This window comes from Bacillus sp. FSL W8-0223 (assembly GCF_038006805.1).
Taxonomy (GTDB): domain Bacteria; phylum Bacillota; class Bacilli; order Bacillales; family DSM-4216; genus Bacillus_O; species Bacillus_O smithii.
Genome location: NZ_JBBOVX010000001.1, coordinates 1,998,477 through 2,016,905, shown reverse-complemented (window position 1 = coordinate 2,016,905; position 18,429 = coordinate 1,998,477). Strand labels below are relative to the sequence as shown.

Sequence of the window (18,429 nt, the reverse complement as noted above, 5' to 3'; positions counted from 1 at the left end):
CTTTTCATCCGTACGGAAAATTATTGCGGATGAAAAGTTGATTTTGTTTTTCATCCATGAGTCCATGTGTTTTGGTCTTACTACTAAGAGATGAAATTTTTCAAATTGGCTGAACAGCAAACATAGAAAATGTAAACTTATAAAGGAATTGTAGTTAAAAAATAAGGGAGTAAGTTTATAATATGAAAAAGTTTGCTTTAATTACCGGGGCGAGCGGGGGAATTGGTCAAGCAGCTGCTCGAGTATTGGCCCAAAACGGATGGAATTTGTACCTTCATTATCATCAAAACCGTGAGTCCATCCAAAACTTGATGAATGATCTCAAACCATATGGTTTAGAAATCATTCCTATTCAAGCAGATTTAAGAACGGATGACGGAATCACCACTTTGGTCGAAAGCCTTTTTTCCGTTGATGCCCTCGTTTATGCGAGCGGGAATTCCTATTACGGGCTGCTTCAAGACATGTCGACTGTCGAAGTGGATGAACTTCTTGCTGTGCATGTACGAAGTCCGTTGCTGCTCATTCGATCGATATTGCCCAAAATGTCTGCGAAACGGAAAGGCCAAATTGTACTTGTCAGTTCCATTTGGGGACAGACGGGGGCCGCATATGAAGTCGCCTACTCAGCTGTAAAAGGTGCACAAATCGCTTTTGTAAAGGCGCTAAGCAAAGAAGTGGCTGCGAGTGGAATCCGCGTTAATGCAGTGGCGCCAGGAGCAGTCGCAACTAAAATGGTGACCGAACAGCTGTCGGAAGAGGAATTGTCGATTTTAAAAGAGGAAATCCCAATGAGGAGGCTTTCCGCCCCGGAGGAAGTGGCTGAAGCCATCGCGTTTTTGTTATCTGATCAATCTTCTTACATAACCGGTCAAATATTGGCGGTGAACGGTGGCTGGTACACATAATTCAAAACGAATGTCTTTTACGAACATAGATGAATAAACCCGGTTTAAGAATGTATATTTTTGTGCAGACGTTACAAACTATACTTGTATCTCACTAAAGGGAGGTTCAATGAATGTCTGTACTTGATAGCTGGGAACAATGGAAAGATTTTCTAGGAGACCGTTTGAATCAAGCGAAAGATCAAGGAATGAATCAACAAGCAATCAGTGATATTGCTTATCAAATCGGCAACTACCTTGCAAACCAAGTAGATCCGAAAAATGAGCAGCAACGGGTGTTGGCCGATCTTTGGTCTGTCGCTTCCCCGGAAGAACAACATGCCATTGCTAATGTCATGGTAAAACTTGTGCAAAATAACGGGACTCATTAGAGAGGGAAATCCCTCTCTTTTTTTTCTTTAAAAAATGGCGAAAATCATTTATCATAATAGCTAGATGTTTATTACCACCCGGATTGTCACTTGGAGGGTTTTATGGAAAAACAAGAGTGGTATTTAGAATACGAAATACAAAAGAACCGTCCTGGGCTCTTAGGCGATATTTCTTCATTGCTCGGCATGCTCTCAATTAATATTGTGACAATCAACGGGGTTGATCAAGGAAAACGGGGCATGCTTCTATTGGCTAAAACGGAAGAACAAATTGTCCGCCTTGAATCCATTTTGCGAACAATGGACACGATTAAAATTGTAAAACTTCGAAAGCCTAAAGTAAGAGATCGTTTGGCTGTTCGTCATGGAAGATATATCACCCATGACGCTGATGACAAAAAGACTTTTCGATTTGTGCGAGATGAATTAGGAATACTGGTTGATTTTATGGCGGAATTATTTAAACAAGAAGGCCATAAACTGGTTGGAATTCGCGGGATGCCGCGTGTAGGCAAAACAGAATCCATTGTAGCGGCAAGCGTCTGCGCCAATAAAAGATGGCTTTTTGTTTCTTCAACGCTGATTAAGCAGACTGTCCGCAGTCAATTGTTTCGGGAAGAATACAGCGACCAAAATATTTTTATTATTGACGGAGCCGTTTCGGTAAGGAAAGCAAATGAAAAACATTGGCAGCTCATTAGAGAAATTATGCGGATCCCGGCCGTAAAAGTAATTGAGCATCCTGATATTTTTGTCCAAAACAGCGAATATTCCATTGATGATTTTGACTATATCATCGAATTGCGCAATAATCCAAATGAAGAAATTACATACGACTTGATGTATAAAAATCAACTTTTTCAGAATTCTGAGTTCGAAGGATTTGACTTTTAAAATTGGAAGGTGTTTACGGTGACAGAACTAGGAAACCGCTTGAAAGAAGCAAGGGAAGCGAAGGGGCTTACCCTTGATGACGTTCAGGAAATGACCAAGATTCAAAAAAGATATTTGGCCGGCATTGAAGAAGGAAAATATGATCTGATGCCGGGGAAATTTTATGTTCGAGCCTTTATTAAGCAGTACGCGGAGGCTGTAGGGCTTGATGCTGAAGAAATTTTCAATGAATATAAAAATGAAATTCCGGACTCTCATGAAGATGAAATTCCTCAGCGAGTGACGCGGATAGAACCGTCTTCGCGAAGGACTGTTTCCGGCGGGGCTTCGGGAAAGTTTTTCGATTATTTGCCGAAGATTATTGTAGCTGTGTTTATTATCGGAGCGATTTTTCTTGTATGGGCATTGATTCCAAAAGGCGGCGGAAATGAAAAAAGCGGAAATGATCATACGGTCAAAGTGGAGCAATCCAAAAATGTAGAGCCTGTTAAGGAAAATTCCGTCAGCAAGAAGAAAGAAACGAAAAAAGAAGCGAAGAAAGAAGAAAAAACGTCTAAAACGGACAAAAAAGAAGCGAACAAAAAGGATCAATCCGAGTTGAAAGCTGTTCAGTCTAGTGGTCGACAAACGGTTTACCAATTGACGAATGCGAAAGATTTCAAAATATCGATTGCTTCAACGGGTGAAAGCTGGATTCAAGTGACCGATGAAAGCGGAAAATCGTATTTTTCTAATTTGCTTCGAAAAGGACAAACGCAAACGTTTGATTTGAAAGGCCACAGTCAAGCGAAAATTGTGGTCGGTTTTGCACCTGCGACAGAGATTAAAGTGAATGGTCAAACCGTTCAATATAAAATCCCTGCAAATCAGGTCGTTCGCCAGGACATCATCATTCAAAATCGTACATCGGCGCAATAAATTAATTAAAATTGTTTAGGATACTGTTTTCGATGGAATAGTGGGGGTACTTCTTGTGAATTTACCAAACAAAATTACTGTATCACGTATATGTTTAATTCCAATCTTCGTTATTTTGCTTGTTGTTCCATTTAATTGGGGAAACATCACCATTCTAGGGACAACTATGCCTGTGACTCACTTCGTGGGGGCCCTTGTATTTATCCTTGCCTCGACCACCGATTGGATTGACGGACATTTTGCACGAAAGTACAACTTGGTCACGAACCTGGGAAAATTTCTTGATCCGCTTGCGGACAAATTGTTAGTTTCGGCTGCGTTTATTATACTGGTTGAATTGGGATATGCTCCTTCTTGGATCGTCATTTTGATCATCAGCCGCGAGTTTGCGGTGACAGGGCTTCGCCTTGTACTTGCTGGGGAAGGAGAAGTAGTTGCGGCCAATATGCTTGGAAAAATTAAAACATGGACCCAAATCATTGCGATTTCTGCGTTGCTTCTTCATAATATTTTGTTTGAAAATTTCTCGATTCCGTTTGCGGATTTTGCCCTTTGGGTAGCGCTCTTTTTCACGTTATGGTCAGGCTGGGATTATTTCGCCAAAAATGCACATGCATTTAAAAACTCCAAGTAAAATGAAATGAAACAACTAGAAAGGCTGGCTCATCCAAGAACTCGAAAAAGACGGTTATGCACTTTCGTTCTTGTTGAAGAGCGGCCTTTTTCTGTTTGGATCTCTATATGATTGAGGAGGACTATTTTATGAATGCTGAAATTATTTCGGTTGGTTCCGAACTTCTACTCGGCCAAATCGTCAATACGAATGCACAATTTCTTTCTCGTCATTTGGCTGAAATGGGCGTCAACGTATTTTATCAAACCGTTGTCGGGGATAACAGCGATCGGCTTCTTTCAACGATTCAAAAAGCAGAAGAAAGAGCAGATCTCATCATTTTTACAGGTGGTCTTGGCCCGACACGTGATGATTTAACAAAAGAAACCATTGCCGCGCATCTAGGCAAGAAACTCGTTTTGAACGACGAAGCGTTTAAAGGAATTCGTCAATATTTCCTTAAAATAGGCCGTGAGATGACGGAAAATAACAAAAAACAAGCTCTTGTTCTAGAGGATTGTCTTGTTTTGCCGAATGAAAACGGCATGGCTCCCGGTATGTTTGTGAAATCAAAAAATAAATTTTATATGCTTTTGCCGGGGCCGCCAAAAGAAATGCAGCCGATGTTCGAAAAATATGGAAGGCCGGCTATATTAAATGTTTTGGATCGCCAAGAAAGCATTGTTTCACGCGTATTGCGTTTCTTTGGCATCGGAGAATCGCAGTTGGAGACAGAGATTGAAGATATGATTATGAACCAAACAAACCCGACCATTGCGCCTTTAGCCGGCGACGGAGAAGTGACCATTCGACTTACGGCGAAGCACCGTTCAAAAGAGACAGCTAATGAGATGATTGACAAAGTAGAAAAAGAGATTTTAAACCGTGTTGGCGAATACTTTTATGGTTATGGACAAACTACGATTGCAGCTGAATTAGTACAGAAGCTGAAACAACAAAATAAGACGATTGCCTGCGCTGAAAGTTTGACCGGAGGACTGTTTCAAAGCATGATCACCGCTGTTGCGGGAGCAAGCGCCGTTTTAAAAGGCGGGATTGTTTGTTATACAAACGAAGCGAAAGAGCATCTGGTCGATGTTTCAAAAAAGACGCTTGATACGTTCGGAGCGGTCAGTGAGCAGTGTGCGAAAGAGTTAGCTGAAAATGTACGGAAAAAGCTTAACGCTGATATTGGAATCAGCTTTACGGGAGTAGCAGGACCCGATTCTTTAGAAGAAAATCCTCCTGGAACTGTTTGGATCGGCATTTCTGAAAAAGGGAAAGAATCAAAGGCCGTATTGCTGAAGCTTGCAGGGGATCGGAATCAAATTCGTAACCGTACAGCTAAATACGGTTGTCATTTTTTGCTGCGAACTTGTCAGTAATTTGCTGAAAATGATTGACTTTTCTTTTTTATTGCGCTATTCTTTAAACAAGAGCCACACAATTCCATATAGTATAAGAATTGACTCTTATCAAGAGCGGCGGAGGGAATAGGCCCGAAGAAGCCCGGCAACCTTCAAGAATCAATGCTTGAAAAGGTGCTAATTCCTACAGATCAGGAAATGATCTGGAAGATAAGAAGGGAAATGATGAACTCAAGCCCTCTTCTTATTGGAAGAGGGCTTTTGCCGTTCCTCATCCATCAGGATGGGATCTATTCTCAGATAAGTCGCTGAAATTTCAATCTTCGAATTTTTCGGGAGGTTTTATTATGGCAAACGAGCAATGGGAAAAAGACACAAAATTATTGCATGCAGGGCAAATACCTGATCCTGCGACAGGAGCCCGTGCAGTACCGATCTATGAAACTACTTCTTATGTGTTTCCGGATACGGAACACGCGAGCGCTGTATTTGGACTAAAAAAAGAAGGGAATATTTATACCCGGATTACCAATCCAACTGTTGATGTATTTGAAAAAAGAGTGGCGGCGCTTGAAGGAGGTACTGCCGCAGTAGCATTTTCTTCAGGCATGGCAGCTATCGCGCTCTCCGTTTTAAATGTTGCGAGTGCAGGAGATGAAATTGTCGCAGCGTCTGAATTGTACGGCGGTACTTATAATTTGTTTTCTGCTACTTTTCCTAAATATGGGATTCATGTAAAATTTGTCGATGCTCAAGATCCTGAAAATTTTCGAAAAGCGATCACTCCACGAACAAAAGCTCTTTTCGGAGAAATCATCGGAAATCCAAGTCTAAATGTGTTGGATGTTGAAAAAGTTGCGGCCATTGCCCATGAAAATGGGATTCCGTTGATTGTAGACAATACGTTTGCGTCACCATATGGTTCCAATCCAATCAAATGGGGAGCCGATGTTGTCGTTCACTCGGCAACAAAATGGATTGGCGGTCATGGAACGGTTATTGGCGGAGTTGCTGTAGACGGCGGCCACTTTGATTGGAATAATGAAAAATTCCCTGATTTTATCGAACCGGACCCAACTTATCACGGTTTGCGTTATGCTGATTTAGGAGGAACTGCGTTTGCAACAAAACTCCGCGCACAGCTATTGCGTGATTTTGGGGCATCTTTAAGCCCGCATAGTGCGTTTTTGCTATTGCAAGGATTAGAAACGTTGCATCTTCGTTTGCCCAGACATCACGATAACACGAAAGTCATTGTTGACTATTTGCTGAAGCATCCAGCAGTGGAGTGGGTGTCTCATCCTAGCTTAAGCGATCATCCTTCCCATGAATTGGCCAAAAAATACTTAAATAATTTCTTCGGCTCTATTGTGGTATTTGGCATTAAAGGCGGTCGAGAAAGCGGGAAAAAGCTCATTGATCACATTCAACTTTGGTCGCATCTCGCCAATGTGGGCGATGCCAAATCGTTAATTATCCATCCGGCTTCCACTACACATCAACAGCTATCAGCTGATGAGTTGAAATTAGCAGGTGTCAGTGAAGAAATGATTCGTCTTTCTGTTGGGCTGGAATCTCCGAAAGATTTAATTGCCGATCTCAATCAAGCTATCGAAAAAGCAACCGGCATTTCGGCTGAAAAGCTGGAAATATAAACAATTTGAAAAGGGGGGCGTATTGCTCTCTTTTTCTTCTTTTGTTTGCTTTTCATTCTGCTTTGTTTTAAAATATTCAGTAGAAAATGATTCAGACAATTTCTCTTCGTGTGACCATCCACCATTAATCCCTCTCTTGGACATTTCCCCCCTCTTTTTTTTACTTTCAATCCAATTTATGAACAAGAGCGTGTGAATTTCAGCAATAGCTGGAAAAATTAGGATCAGCTGAACATGGTATTTTGAAAAATAATAATGACGAATAAATGTTCGATTTTTGCTTGTAAATCGTTTCAGAAACATTTATATTATTAGTAGGCTTTAACAAAAAAAACAGCTCCGGAAGATACTGTTGAATAAAATCCAAAATCAATGAGGAAAAACATATGCTTTTAATAGATTGATATTTGAGGAGGAAATAGCGAGTGAATGATCGTCAAGCGGCGTTAGAAATGGCGTTAAAGCAAATAGAAAAGCAATTTGGTAAAGGATCCATTATGAAATTGGGCGAACAAACAGATCGAAAAGTATCTACTGTTCCAAGCGGTTCTCTTGCTTTGGATGCGGCGCTGGGGGTAGGTGGATATCCGCGAGGTCGGATCATCGAAATTTATGGGCCTGAAAGTTCAGGGAAAACGACGGTAGCTTTGCATGCAATTGCTGAAGTGCAAGCACAAGGTGGCCAAGCGGCTTTTATCGACGCTGAGCACGCGCTGGATCCCGTTTATGCGCAGAAACTGGGTGTCGATATTGATGAACTTTTGCTTTCACAGCCGGATACCGGTGAACAAGCGCTGGAAATCGCTGAAGCATTGGTTCGTAGTGGAGCCGTTGATATTATCGTGATCGACTCAGTGGCAGCTCTTGTTCCGAAAGCGGAGATTGAAGGAGAAATGGGTGATTCCCACGTCGGTTTGCAAGCGAGATTGATGTCCCAGGCGCTTCGCAAACTGTCCGGAGCCATTAACAAGTCCAAAACGATTGCCATTTTTATCAACCAAATCCGCGAAAAAGTAGGCGTTATGTTTGGAAATCCTGAAACGACGCCAGGCGGACGGGCGCTGAAATTCTATTCATCGATTCGTTTGGAAGTCCGCCGTGCAGAGACGCTGAAACAAGGAAATGAAATGGTCGGCAATAAAACGAGAATTAAAGTAGTGAAGAATAAAGTGGCACCGCCTTTCCGCACCGCAGATGTGGATATTATGTACGGTGAAGGAATATCGAAAGAAGGGGAAATTATCGACCTCGGCTCCGAGCTCGACATTATCCAAAAAAGCGGTTCGTGGTATTCCTACAATGAAGAAAGACTGGGGCAAGGACGTGAAAATGCCAAACAGTTTTTAAAAGAAAATCCAGAGATCCGCGATGAAATCATGTATAAAATTCGGGAACATTACGGTTTGGATACCCCTCCTGCTGAGCCGGAAAACCACGAGGAGGAACAAGAAAATTTCAGCTTGCTCGATGATGAGGCATAAAAAGCAAAGCGTTCGCTTTGCTTTTTTCAATAGGAGAGAATAATCCTTCTTCCATCTGGTTATGGTGGTACTGACTCTGTATTTGAAAAGAGCAGGGACTATTGCAGAAAGACAAAAAAGTGGAAACTTTCAGGTGGAGCTGTTCTGATGGAGCTGGTTTTGCTCAGTTGTCGCAACTGTCTGGCACCCATCTTTAGTGAATCCGTTCAATGAGGAAAAAACATTGCGGGAGTTTTGAAAGTCTAACCTGTGTGTGGGACCACATTATCATGCTGACAGGCACAGTCGATGTGGCTATTTGGACAAACTTCTAAGACAAGTTTTTGTTCGGAATCGATTCTGTTATAAGGACACCACTCTTGATTTCTTGGCCTTTAATCTAATTGGATTCTCATTTTTAGCAGCGGAGTTGGCGACATGACCTATTTTAGCTGATCCATTTTTAAAACGGGTAGTTTGAAATTTACAAGTTTTGGATGGGTATTTTTTTATGGGTGATTGGAAGGTATTTGGCCGTGACGCTAGGTTGGCTTGGGTTGCCATACCGCAAGACAGCGAGCGATTCACGAAATGGTTTTATTCTTGGGTATTTTATTAGAGGCTTGTTTGGCAAACGAGCTCGCTTAATGTATGTTGCGGATTACATCCGTTTCTTGTCACTTTGGACGGTTTTGCTCGATCGGATGCGATTTAATACAAAGTTTCTTGAATTTTCATCCTAAGGGCCGTTCCTTTCTCGTTTATAACCAACGCTGTATTTGACAAATGCTTGACAATGATTTTTTCCAGCCTTAAAATTAATATGTATATTTTACATTTTTTCACACTAAAATTGGCAAGCCTAGCGCGCTGTATATTGATAGGGAAACAATGTACAAGCCGACATGTTAGAAGCATGATACAAGTTCATAGCAAGAGGAGGTGAAACAATGACATCCATTATAATCATCTCCATTTTGCTTGGCCTAATCGTCGGTGTAGTTGTTGGCTATTTTGTTCGAAAATCCATTGCTGAGCATAAAATCGCAGGGGCAAAGAGTGTTGCGGATCAAATCATTGAAGACGCAAAGCGCGAGGCGGAATCGGTGAAAAAAGAATCCCTGCTGGAAGCAAAGGATGAAATTCATAAGCTTCGTACAGAAGCGGAACGAGAAATTCGTGAACGAAGAAACGAATTGCAGAAACAAGAAAATCGTTTATTGCAAAAAGAAGAGAACCTTGACCGCAAAGATGAACTCTTGGATAATCGGGAGTCGATGCTGGAAAAGAAGGAAGATTCTCTAGCTGAAAGACAACAACATATTGAAGAGATGGAAAGCAAAGTGGACGAGATGGTGCGAACGCAGAAAGCCGAACTGGAGCGTATCTCGGGTCTCACTCGCGAAGAAGCCCGTTCTATTATTTTGGAACGCGTTGAAAATGAATTGTCCCACGAGACGGCTCTTATGATAAAAGAGCATGAAATTCGCGTGAAAGAAGAGGCTGACAAAAAGGCGAAAGAAATTCTGTCGCTGGCCATTCAACGGTGTGCCGCTGAGCATGTGGCTGAAACAACCGTTTCTGTTGTCAACCTTCCAAACGATGAAATGAAAGGACGCATTATTGGACGGGAAGGACGTAATATCCGGACACTCGAAACACTAACGGGGATAGACCTCATCATTGATGATACACCGGAAGCGGTAATCTTGTCTGGTTTTGACCCCATTCGCCGTGAAACTGCGCGAATCGCTCTTGAAAAGCTGGTGCAGGATGGAAGAATCCATCCGGCAAGAATCGAAGAGATGGTGGAAAAATCAAGACGAGAAGTGGACGAATATATTCGCGAAGTTGGCGAACAAACGACTTTTGAAGTGGGGGTTCACGGACTTCACCCTGATTTAATTAAAATTTTGGGACGTTTAAAATTCCGGACGAGCTACGGCCAAAACGTTCTGAATCATTCCAAAGAGGTGGCCTATCTTGCCGGCCTGTTGGCAGCGGAATTGGGTGAAGATGAAACTTTAGCCCGCCGTGCAGGACTTCTTCATGATATCGGAAAAGCGGTGGACCATGAGGTAGAAGGAAGCCATGTTGAGATTGGAGTAGAACTTGCAACCAAGTACAAAGAACATCCAGTAGTGATCAACAGCATTGCTTCCCACCACGGAGATACGGAACCAACATCTGTGATTTCCGTATTGGTGGCGGCGGCTGATGCGTTATCCGCGGCCAGACCAGGAGCTCGAAGCGAGACGCTTGAAAACTATATCCGTCGTCTCGAAAAATTAGAAGAGATTTCCGAATCTCACGAAGGCGTGGAAAAATCATATGCCATTCAAGCGGGGCGCGAAATACGAATCATGGTGAAACCTGAACAAGTCGATGACTTAGAAGCGCATCGGCTGGCAAGAGACATTCGCAAACAGATTGAGGAAGAGTTAGATTATCCTGGTCATATTAAAATCACAGTCATTCGTGAAACAAGGGCTGTAGAATATGCGAAGTAAAAGCGGTGTGAGATTTCACACCGCTTTATTTAGAGTAACAGTCCTTGCCAAAAAGGCTTCATTCAAAGTGTTTCATTGAATAAAGCTAATGCCAACGATTAAATGATGCCATTATCCTAAGAACTGCTATATCTTTCTTCATTGAGCAAAATTACAAAATAGAAAGGAAATACATATGAAGCTACTTTTTATCGGCGACGTCGTCGGATCACCAGGAAGAGATATGGTTTCAGAATATCTGCCGAAATTAAAAGATAAATACCGTCCTGATGTCATCATTATCAACGGAGAAAACGCAGCAGGCGGCAGGGGGATTACCGAAAAAATATACAGAGGTTTTTTAAACCTCGGGGCCCATGCGATCACCCTTGGAAACCATACTTGGGATAACAAAGAGATTTTTCAATTTATCGATGATGCTAAACAATTGGTCCGTCCCGCCAACTTTCCGAACGGAACACCAGGAAAAGGAATGATATTTGTAAAAGCCAATGGTTTTGAAGTGGCTGTGATCAGTCTTCAAGGCCGAACGTTTATGCCTGCTTTGGATGACCCGTTTCAGGCAGCGAATTCCCTTATTAAGAAAGCTAGAGAACGGACTCCGATCGTCTTTGTTGATTTTCATGCAGAAGCGACGAGTGAAAAGCAAGCGATGGGCTGGTATCTCGATGGGAAAGTTTCAGCAGTCATTGGGACTCATACTCATATTCAAACAGCAGACAACCGTATTTTGCCAAATGGAACCGCTTATTTAACGGATGTTGGCATGACAGGCCCTTACGATGCGATATTAGGAATGGATCGAGATGCTGTTGTCAAAAAATTTCTCACCGGCCTTCCTGTTCGTTTTGACGTCCCTAAGAACGGCCGCAAACTTTTAAGCGCTTGTATCATTGATATTCATGATAAAACAGGGCTGGCGAAAAAAATTGACCGTATTCTCGTGAATGAGGACTCTCCTTTTTTATCCGAATAAGGTTTATGTTCATTCTATGAGCAGCTAGACTATGCAAATCGCTAGGTTCGTTCCCCCTTTTTTGCGACCAAGCCGGAATATTCAGTGAAATTTCAGAATATAGTAGCAGTGGAATCATTTATACCAAACATGTTCACTCGAATGGACATTCGGTATTGGGAAATGACAAGGGGGAACAAGAAATGGAAATATTAAAAGTTTCAGCAAAATCTAATCCGAATTCTGTAGCTGGAGCACTTGCCGGTGTTCTTCGTGAGAGGGGCGCGGCAGAAATACAAGCAATTGGGGCCGGTGCTCTGAATCAAGCGGTGAAAGCGGTTGCCATTGCGCGCGGGTTTGTCGCCCCAAGCGGTGTTGATCTAATTTGCATCCCTGCGTTTACGGATATTCAAATTGAGGGAGAAGAAAGAACGGCGATAAAGTTAATAGTCGAACCACGGTAATCTTACAAGCTGTTTTTCGAAGAAATCGAAAAACAGCTATTTCTTTTTTAAAGGCAAACCCAGTAGGCGGCTCCGAAAGTTTCTAAAAGATTCATTGGAAACGGAATGTTACAAAAATAAAAATCTTTTTGACATATTATCCCGATCATTTTACAATGAAATAAATCATCCTCATCTACATAGTTCCGTTCGTTGAAGGGGTTTTTTATGTTTGTGACATTACGAAAAGGTGGTTTTCAAAATGATTTTTGATGCTCATTGTGATGTATTGTATCAACTTCAGAATGACGGAACAAAAGATTTTCAAAATGGGGACGATCTGCATATAACCTATCAACAGCTTGTAGATACGGGCGCCAAAATTCAATGTTTTGCGATTTTTTTGTCTCCCAGGGTGAAGTCGCATAATCGTTTTGATACAGCACTCGAAATGGTGGATTTATTTTATGAAAAAATTCTGAAGCCTAATCCTCATATAAAGCTGGTACGGTCTAAACATGATATTGACAATTTGAAAGAAAACGAGATGGGAGCTGTTTTAACGCTGGAAGGATGCGAATCAATTGAAGAAAATTTGGTGAAGTTGCGCGCGCTTTATCGATTAGGATTACGGTCTGTTGGTCTAACATGGAATTATGCGAATGCGGCAGCCGATGGCGCTTTGGAAAAGCGCGGGGGAGGTTTAACATATTTTGGTCAGTCGATGATCAAAGAATTAAATAAACTAAAAATATGGACAGATGTTTCCCATCTTTCTGAAAAAGCATTTTGGGATACGATCGAGTTGGCTGAGTATCCAATCGCGTCCCATTCCAATTGTTACCGAATTTGCAAGCATCCTCGAAATTTAAAAGATGATCAAATCAAAGCTTTAATCCAAAAAAACGGAGTGATTGGCATCACATTTGTCCCGGAATTTGTAAAGGAAAACGGTCAAACTCAAATTTCCGATGTCATTCGCCACATTGATCATATCTGTTCATTAGGTGGGGAACATCATTTAGGGTTTGGCTCGGATTTTGACGGAACAGAAAAAACGATTCCTCGTTTGTCTCGGTACAAAGACTACGAAATTCTTATAGAGTCTCTGTTAAAATACTATTCTGCACGACAAGTGAAAAATTTTTTGTTTGACAATTTTGTCAGCCGTTTTCCCCAGTGACGAGTGTTGATGAAAGAAGAGAGTAGTTCAGAAAAAGGAGGGTTTCTTTTAATTTTTTTCTATTCGAAACAGGATTAATAGGAAATGAACTGAAAAAATGATAAACTAGTAAGAAGTAAATGCAATTTATTGTGAACGTATAAAGGGGTGTAATTTTATGATAGAGCAGCTTTCATGGAAAGTTGGAGGGCAGCAAGGTGAAGGAATTGAGAGTACTGGAGAAATTTTCTCCATTGCTTTAAATCGGCTAGGTTATTATCTCTATGGATATCGCCACTTTTCTTCACGAATCAAAGGTGGACACACGAATAATAAAATACGGGTTAGTTCGACAAAAGTCAATTCTGTCGCCGATGATTTGGATATTTTAGTGGCTTTTGACCAAGAAACAATCGATGTTAACTATAAAGAACTGAACGATCATGGCGTGATCATCGCCGATTCTAAGTTTGAACCGAAGAAACCGGAAGATACAAAAGCGGTTCTTTATTCTGTTCCGTTTACGGAATTGGCAACAAATCTTGGAACTTCTCTTATGAAAAACATGGTGGCGGTTGGAGCGACTTGTGCTATTTTAAATATTGACGTTGAAGTATTTCACGAAGTAGTGAAAGAAATTTTCGGCAAAAAGGGAGAAGCCGTCGTACAGAAAAACATGGAAGCCATACGGCAAGGGTATCAATTTATGCTGTCTGAGACAGAAGGGCAGATCAGCCATCTTGAACTTGCCCCGGCTGATGGAAAAAAACGGATGTTTATGATTGGAAACGATGCAATTGCGCTCGGAGCGCTTGCGGGGGGAGCACGATTTATGGCGGCTTACCCTATCACTCCTGCATCTGAAATTATGGAGTATTTAATTAAAAAATTGCCGCTTGTTGGTGGAACCGTGATCCAAACGGAGGACGAAATTGCTGCAGCCACAATGGCCATAGGGGCCGGCTACGGCGGAATCCGAGCATTGACTGCTTCGGCGGGGCCCGGTCTTTCATTAATGATGGAATCGATCGGGTTAGCGGGCATGACAGAAACGCCGATCGTGATCATTGATACTCAGCGTGGAGGTCCTTCCACAGGCTTGCCGACGAAACAAGAACAATCGGATCTATTGGCGATGCTGTATGGAAACCACGGTGAAATACCTAAAATCGTCATCGCTCCTAGCACGGTGGAAGAAGCGTTCTATGACACGGCTGAAGCTTTCAACCTTGCGGAAGAATATCAATGTCCTGTTATTGTGCTTTCTGATCTGCAATTGTCGTTAGGAAAACAAACAGTAGAACCGCTCGATTATTCAAAAGTGGAAATTCGCCGCGGAAAATTGATTCCTCTGCAAGAAGAGTTGCCGGAACTTCCTCAAAAAGGGTATTTTAAACGCTATGAAGTAACGGAAGATGGCATTTCACCAAGAGTGATACCAGGAATGAAAAACGGCATCCACCATGTAACGGGAGTGGAACATGACGAAACAGGGAAGCCTTCAGAAAAGCCATTGAATCGTAAACAGCAAATGGATAAACGCATGCGGAAAATCCAGCATGTCCATTTTAATACGCCTGTTTACAAAAATTGCCCTCATGAAGAATCGGATTTATTGCTAATTGGCTTCAACTCGACACGCGGAGCCATTGAAGAAGCAATAGGACGCTTAGAAAAAGAAGGATTGAAAGTGAATCATGCTCATATAAGACTTATTCATCCGTTCCCAAGCGAAGAACTATTGCCGTTGATCAAGTCAGCGAAAAAAGTAGCGGTCGTAGAGCACAACGCTACAGGCCAGTTGGCAAAAATCATTAAAATGAATGTGGGCTACGGGGAAAAGATTGTCAATGTCTTAAAGTACGATGGAAATCCGTTCTTACCAAGCGAAGTTTATACAGAGTGCAAACAATTATTTCAACCACAGGAAATTTAAACAGTACAAGGGAGTTGTGTGAAATGGCCACATTTAAAGATTTTCGAAATGATGTGAAACCTAACTGGTGCCCGGGATGCGGAGACTTCTCAGTTCAAGCCGCTATTCAGCGTGCAGCTGCGAATGTTGGATTGGAGCCTGATCAGCTGGCAGTGATTTCAGGTATTGGTTGTTCTGGACGGATATCCGGTTATATTCATTCTTACGGACTACACGGTACTCACGGTAGGGCGTTGCCAATTGCACAAGGCGTGAAAATGGCGAATAAAGACCTAACGGTTATTGCTGCGGGTGGTGACGGCGACGGGTTTGCGATTGGATTGGCTCATACGATCCACGCGATTCGCCGCAACATTGACATAACGTATATCGTGATGGACAACCAAATTTACGGTTTGACGAAAGGACAGACATCTCCGCGTTCATCAGCCGGCTTTGTCACAAAATCAACACCGGATGGATCGATTGAACCAGCTTTATCTCCGATGGAACTCGCGTTAACATCAGGCGCGACATTTGTGGCTCAAGGATTTTCTTCCGATATTAAGGAATTGACTGCTTTAATCGAAGCGGGCATAAAGCATAAAGGTTTCGCCTTTATCAACGTCTTTAGCCCATGCGTGACGTACAATAAAATCAATACGTATGATTGGTTTAAGGAAAATTTATTCAAATTAAGCGATGTGGAAAATTATGATCCATCCAATCGCACCTTGGCTATGAATACGTTAATGGAGCATAACGGGTTAGTGACGGGATTGATTTATCAAAATACTGAACAGCCTTCTTATCAAGAACAAATTCATGGATACGCAGAACAACCTTTAATTCAACAAGATCTGCGTTTATCAGATGAACTTTTCAATGAGTTGGTAGAAGAATTTATGTAAGAGAATGAGACAAAACAGCACTTCTTCCTAAAAGGGAGGAGTGCTGTTTTTGTGTCTTCTGTCTCTGTAGGCATTTACTATTGTTTAATTGGCTAAAACCCCTTATACTAAGAGAATGTGTAGATTTAGTTGAACTGCATGACAAAGAGCCTATATAATGAAAAAATAGGGAACTTAAAAACTGAATGGAGGATTTTCATGAACGAAGAACAACGTTTGCAAAGTCAACAAGTGAAAACGGTTGATCCTTCGGACAAAAAATCCGAAAAGGATTACAGCAAATATTTTCAGCGGGTCTTTATGCCGCCTTCCATGAAAGATGCCAAACGCCGAGGAAAAGAAGCAGTCAAATACCACGAAGATTTCAGCATACCGGAAGAATTTTTAGGAATGGGAAAAGGCCGGAAATTCTATATTCGTACTTACGGCTGCCAAATGAACGAGCATGATACGGAAGTAATGGCAGGTATTTTAATGCAATTGGGCTATGAACCGACAGATCAGCCGGAAGATGCCAATGTGATTCTTTTAAATACTTGCGCCATCCGCGAAAATGCGGAAAACAAAGTATTTGGAGAAATTGGCCATTTAAAACCGTTGAAAATGGAAAAGCCTGACCTGCTATTGGGAGTATGCGGCTGCATGTCCCAGGAAGAATCGGTAGTCAATAAATTGCTTAAGCAATACCAGTATGTGGATATGGTATTTGGAACTCATAATATTCACCGTCTCCCTCATATTTTGAATGAAGCCTATATGGCAAAAGAAATGGTTGTTGAAGTGTGGTCGAAAGAAGGAGATGTCGTTGAAAATCTTCCGAAAGTTCGTCAAGGAAAAATTAAAGCATGGGTAAACATTATGTACGGATGCGATAAATTCTGTACTTATTGTATTGTTCCTTATACGCGCGGAAAAGAACGCAGCCGTCGTCCGGAAGATATCATTCAAGAAGTACGCCAACTGGCGGCACAAGGATACAAAGAAATTACGTTGCTCGGTCAAAATGTAAATGCCTACGGAAAAGATTTTACCGATATGGAATATGGACTTGGCGATTTAATGGATGATTTGCGCAAAATTGATATTCCACGAATTCGCTTTACCACTAGCCATCCGCGCGACTTTGACGACCATTTAATTGAAGTGCTCGCGAAAAAAGGAAACTTAATGGAACATATCCATTTGCCAGTTCAATCCGGATCCAGCGAAATCTTAAAGATAATGGCTAGAAAATATACCCGTGAACAATATTTGGAACTTGTCCGCAAAATCAAAAAAGCGATCCCGGATGTGGCGTTGACAACAGATATTATTGTCGGTTTTCCGAACGAAACAGAAGAGCAGTTTGAAGAAACGTTGTCCCTTGTCCGAGAAGTAGGATTTGAGTCTGCTTACACTTTTATTTACTCACCTCGGGAAGGAACCCCGGCAGCTAAGATGAAAGACAATGTCCCGATGGAAGTAAAGAAAGAACGCTTGCAGCGATTAAATGAACTTGTGAATGAACTTTCCGCCAAAGCGATGAAAAAATATGAAGGAAAAATTGTAGAAGTGTTGGTGGAAGGGGAAAGCAAAAACAACCCTGACGTTTTGGCCGGTTATACTCGGAGAAATAAATTGGTCAATTTCAAAGGACCAAAATCCGCCATTGGCCAAATTGTCAAAGTAAAAATCACGGAAGCCAAAACATGGACATTAAATGGAGAAATGGTGGTAGAACGAGAAGCTGTCGAGGTGAAATAGGGTGGCCAAATACTCAAAAGACGACATTGTCGAACGCGCCAAAGAGTTGGCGAAAATGATTGCGGAATCGGAAGAAGTCGATTTTTTCAAAAAAGCGGAAGCAAAAATTCATGAAAATGAAAAAGTTCGACAATTAATAGCAAACATTAAAAGTTTGCAAAAACAGGCTGTCAATTTTCAACATTATGGAAAAACAGAAGCGCTGAAAAAAACGGAAGAAAAAATCGAACAGCTTGAGAGAGAATTGGACGATATTCCCGTTGTTCAACAGTTTAAAGAATCCCAAGTGGATGTAAACGATTTGTTGCAGATCGTAGCCAACACGATATCCAATACCGTGACAGATGAAGTGATTACTTCTACAGGCGGAAACCTACTGACAGGAGAAACCGGAGCTCAAGTTAGAAACAAGCTATCGGGGAACCATCATTAATCTCCGAAAGAGATTGACCAAGGAGCCCCTTTTAAGCAAGAAAACCCGACGATCAAATCATTTTTCTCGTCGGGTTTTTTCCTCTATTTCGGGAGCGAGTGAATTTCGCGATCATCATCAATACCCGTTATAAATCTTTATATGAAAAAAAAGAGTGCCTTGGGTCATTAT

17 protein-coding genes and 1 riboswitch are annotated in these 18,429 nt (G+C 41.7%); all 17 genes read left to right on the top strand.

The window, feature by feature from the left end; translation table 11 throughout:
• Positions 1 to 182: 182 nt before the first annotated feature.
• The 17 genes from ymfI (at position 183) to NST81_RS09795 (ending at position 18,258) form a co-directional block, all read left to right on the top strand.
• Positions 183 to 908, top strand: a complete 726-nt coding sequence (gene ymfI / locus NST81_RS09875) for an elongation factor P 5-aminopentanone reductase (protein WP_003352419.1) — start codon at positions 183 to 185, stop codon at positions 906 to 908.
• Between the two features lie 113 nt (positions 909 to 1,021).
• Positions 1,022 to 1,279 carry a DUF3243 domain-containing protein gene (locus tag NST81_RS09870; protein ID WP_003352418.1) on the top strand — a complete coding sequence of 86 codons (258 nt, stop codon included), beginning with the start codon at positions 1,022 to 1,024 and terminating at the stop codon, positions 1,277 to 1,279.
• A 102-nt stretch (positions 1,280 to 1,381) separates the two neighbouring features.
• The gene (locus tag NST81_RS09865) at positions 1,382 to 2,173 is read left to right on the top strand and encodes a DUF3388 domain-containing protein (RefSeq protein WP_048623417.1); all 792 of its coding nucleotides are present in this window, start codon (positions 1,382 to 1,384) and stop codon (positions 2,171 to 2,173) included.
• A gap of 18 nt (positions 2,174 to 2,191) precedes the next feature.
• Positions 2,192 to 3,091, top strand: a complete 900-nt coding sequence (locus tag NST81_RS09860; RefSeq protein ID WP_340397358.1) for a helix-turn-helix domain-containing protein — start codon at positions 2,192 to 2,194, stop codon at positions 3,089 to 3,091.
• Positions 3,092 to 3,146: 55 nt separating this feature from the next.
• Positions 3,147 to 3,725 (top strand): CDP-diacylglycerol--glycerol-3-phosphate 3-phosphatidyltransferase, encoded by a 579-nt coding sequence (gene pgsA, locus NST81_RS09855; RefSeq protein ID WP_003352414.1) that lies wholly within the window; start codon positions 3,147 to 3,149, stop codon positions 3,723 to 3,725.
• 128 nt (positions 3,726 to 3,853) lie between these two features.
• Positions 3,854 to 5,089 carry a competence/damage-inducible protein A gene (locus NST81_RS09850; protein WP_048623415.1) on the top strand — a complete coding sequence of 412 codons (1,236 nt, stop codon included), beginning with the start codon at positions 3,854 to 3,856 and terminating at the stop codon, positions 5,087 to 5,089.
• A gap of 84 nt (positions 5,090 to 5,173) precedes the next feature.
• A riboswitch (SAM riboswitch) is annotated at positions 5,174 to 5,288 on the top strand.
• A gap of 130 nt (positions 5,289 to 5,418) precedes the next feature.
• Positions 5,419 to 6,726 (top strand): O-acetylhomoserine aminocarboxypropyltransferase/cysteine synthase family protein, encoded by a 1,308-nt coding sequence (locus NST81_RS09845; RefSeq protein WP_048623414.1) that lies wholly within the window; start codon positions 5,419 to 5,421, stop codon positions 6,724 to 6,726.
• A gap of 425 nt (positions 6,727 to 7,151) precedes the next feature.
• On the top strand, positions 7,152 to 8,207 hold the full coding sequence (gene recA / locus NST81_RS09840; protein ID WP_003352410.1) for a recombinase RecA: 1,056 nt from the start codon (positions 7,152 to 7,154) through the stop codon (positions 8,205 to 8,207).
• Between the two features lie 515 nt (positions 8,208 to 8,722).
• A complete protein-coding gene (locus NST81_RS09835) occupies positions 8,723 to 8,929 on the top strand; it encodes a hypothetical protein (RefSeq protein WP_341029646.1) in 207 nt (68 codons plus the stop codon).
• A gap of 207 nt (positions 8,930 to 9,136) precedes the next feature.
• Positions 9,137 to 10,696 carry a ribonuclease Y gene (gene rny / locus NST81_RS09830; protein ID WP_341029644.1) on the top strand — a complete coding sequence of 520 codons (1,560 nt, stop codon included), beginning with the start codon at positions 9,137 to 9,139 and terminating at the stop codon, positions 10,694 to 10,696.
• Between the two features lie 175 nt (positions 10,697 to 10,871).
• Entirely contained in the window at positions 10,872 to 11,672 is an 801-nt protein-coding gene (locus tag NST81_RS09825) for a TIGR00282 family metallophosphoesterase (RefSeq protein WP_048623411.1), read from the top strand.
• A 182-nt stretch (positions 11,673 to 11,854) separates the two neighbouring features.
• A complete protein-coding gene (gene spoVS / locus NST81_RS09820; RefSeq protein ID WP_003352407.1) occupies positions 11,855 to 12,115 on the top strand; it encodes a stage V sporulation protein SpoVS in 261 nt (86 codons plus the stop codon).
• A 241-nt stretch (positions 12,116 to 12,356) separates the two neighbouring features.
• Entirely contained in the window at positions 12,357 to 13,277 is a 921-nt protein-coding gene (locus NST81_RS09815; protein WP_048623410.1) for a dipeptidase, read from the top strand.
• A gap of 157 nt (positions 13,278 to 13,434) precedes the next feature.
• Positions 13,435 to 15,192 carry a 2-oxoacid:acceptor oxidoreductase subunit alpha gene (locus NST81_RS09810; protein WP_341029637.1) on the top strand — a complete coding sequence of 586 codons (1,758 nt, stop codon included), beginning with the start codon at positions 13,435 to 13,437 and terminating at the stop codon, positions 15,190 to 15,192.
• 23 nt (positions 15,193 to 15,215) lie between these two features.
• A complete protein-coding gene (locus tag NST81_RS09805; RefSeq protein WP_003352403.1) occupies positions 15,216 to 16,082 on the top strand; it encodes a 2-oxoacid:ferredoxin oxidoreductase subunit beta in 867 nt (288 codons plus the stop codon).
• A 198-nt stretch (positions 16,083 to 16,280) separates the two neighbouring features.
• Positions 16,281 to 17,825 carry a tRNA (N6-isopentenyl adenosine(37)-C2)-methylthiotransferase MiaB gene (gene miaB, locus NST81_RS09800; protein ID WP_003352402.1) on the top strand — a complete coding sequence of 515 codons (1,545 nt, stop codon included), beginning with the start codon at positions 16,281 to 16,283 and terminating at the stop codon, positions 17,823 to 17,825.
• Between the two features lies 1 nt (position 17,826).
• Positions 17,827 to 18,258 carry a RicAFT regulatory complex protein RicA family protein gene (locus tag NST81_RS09795; protein ID WP_048623407.1) on the top strand — a complete coding sequence of 144 codons (432 nt, stop codon included), beginning with the start codon at positions 17,827 to 17,829 and terminating at the stop codon, positions 18,256 to 18,258.
• Positions 18,259 to 18,429 lie beyond the last annotated feature (171 nt).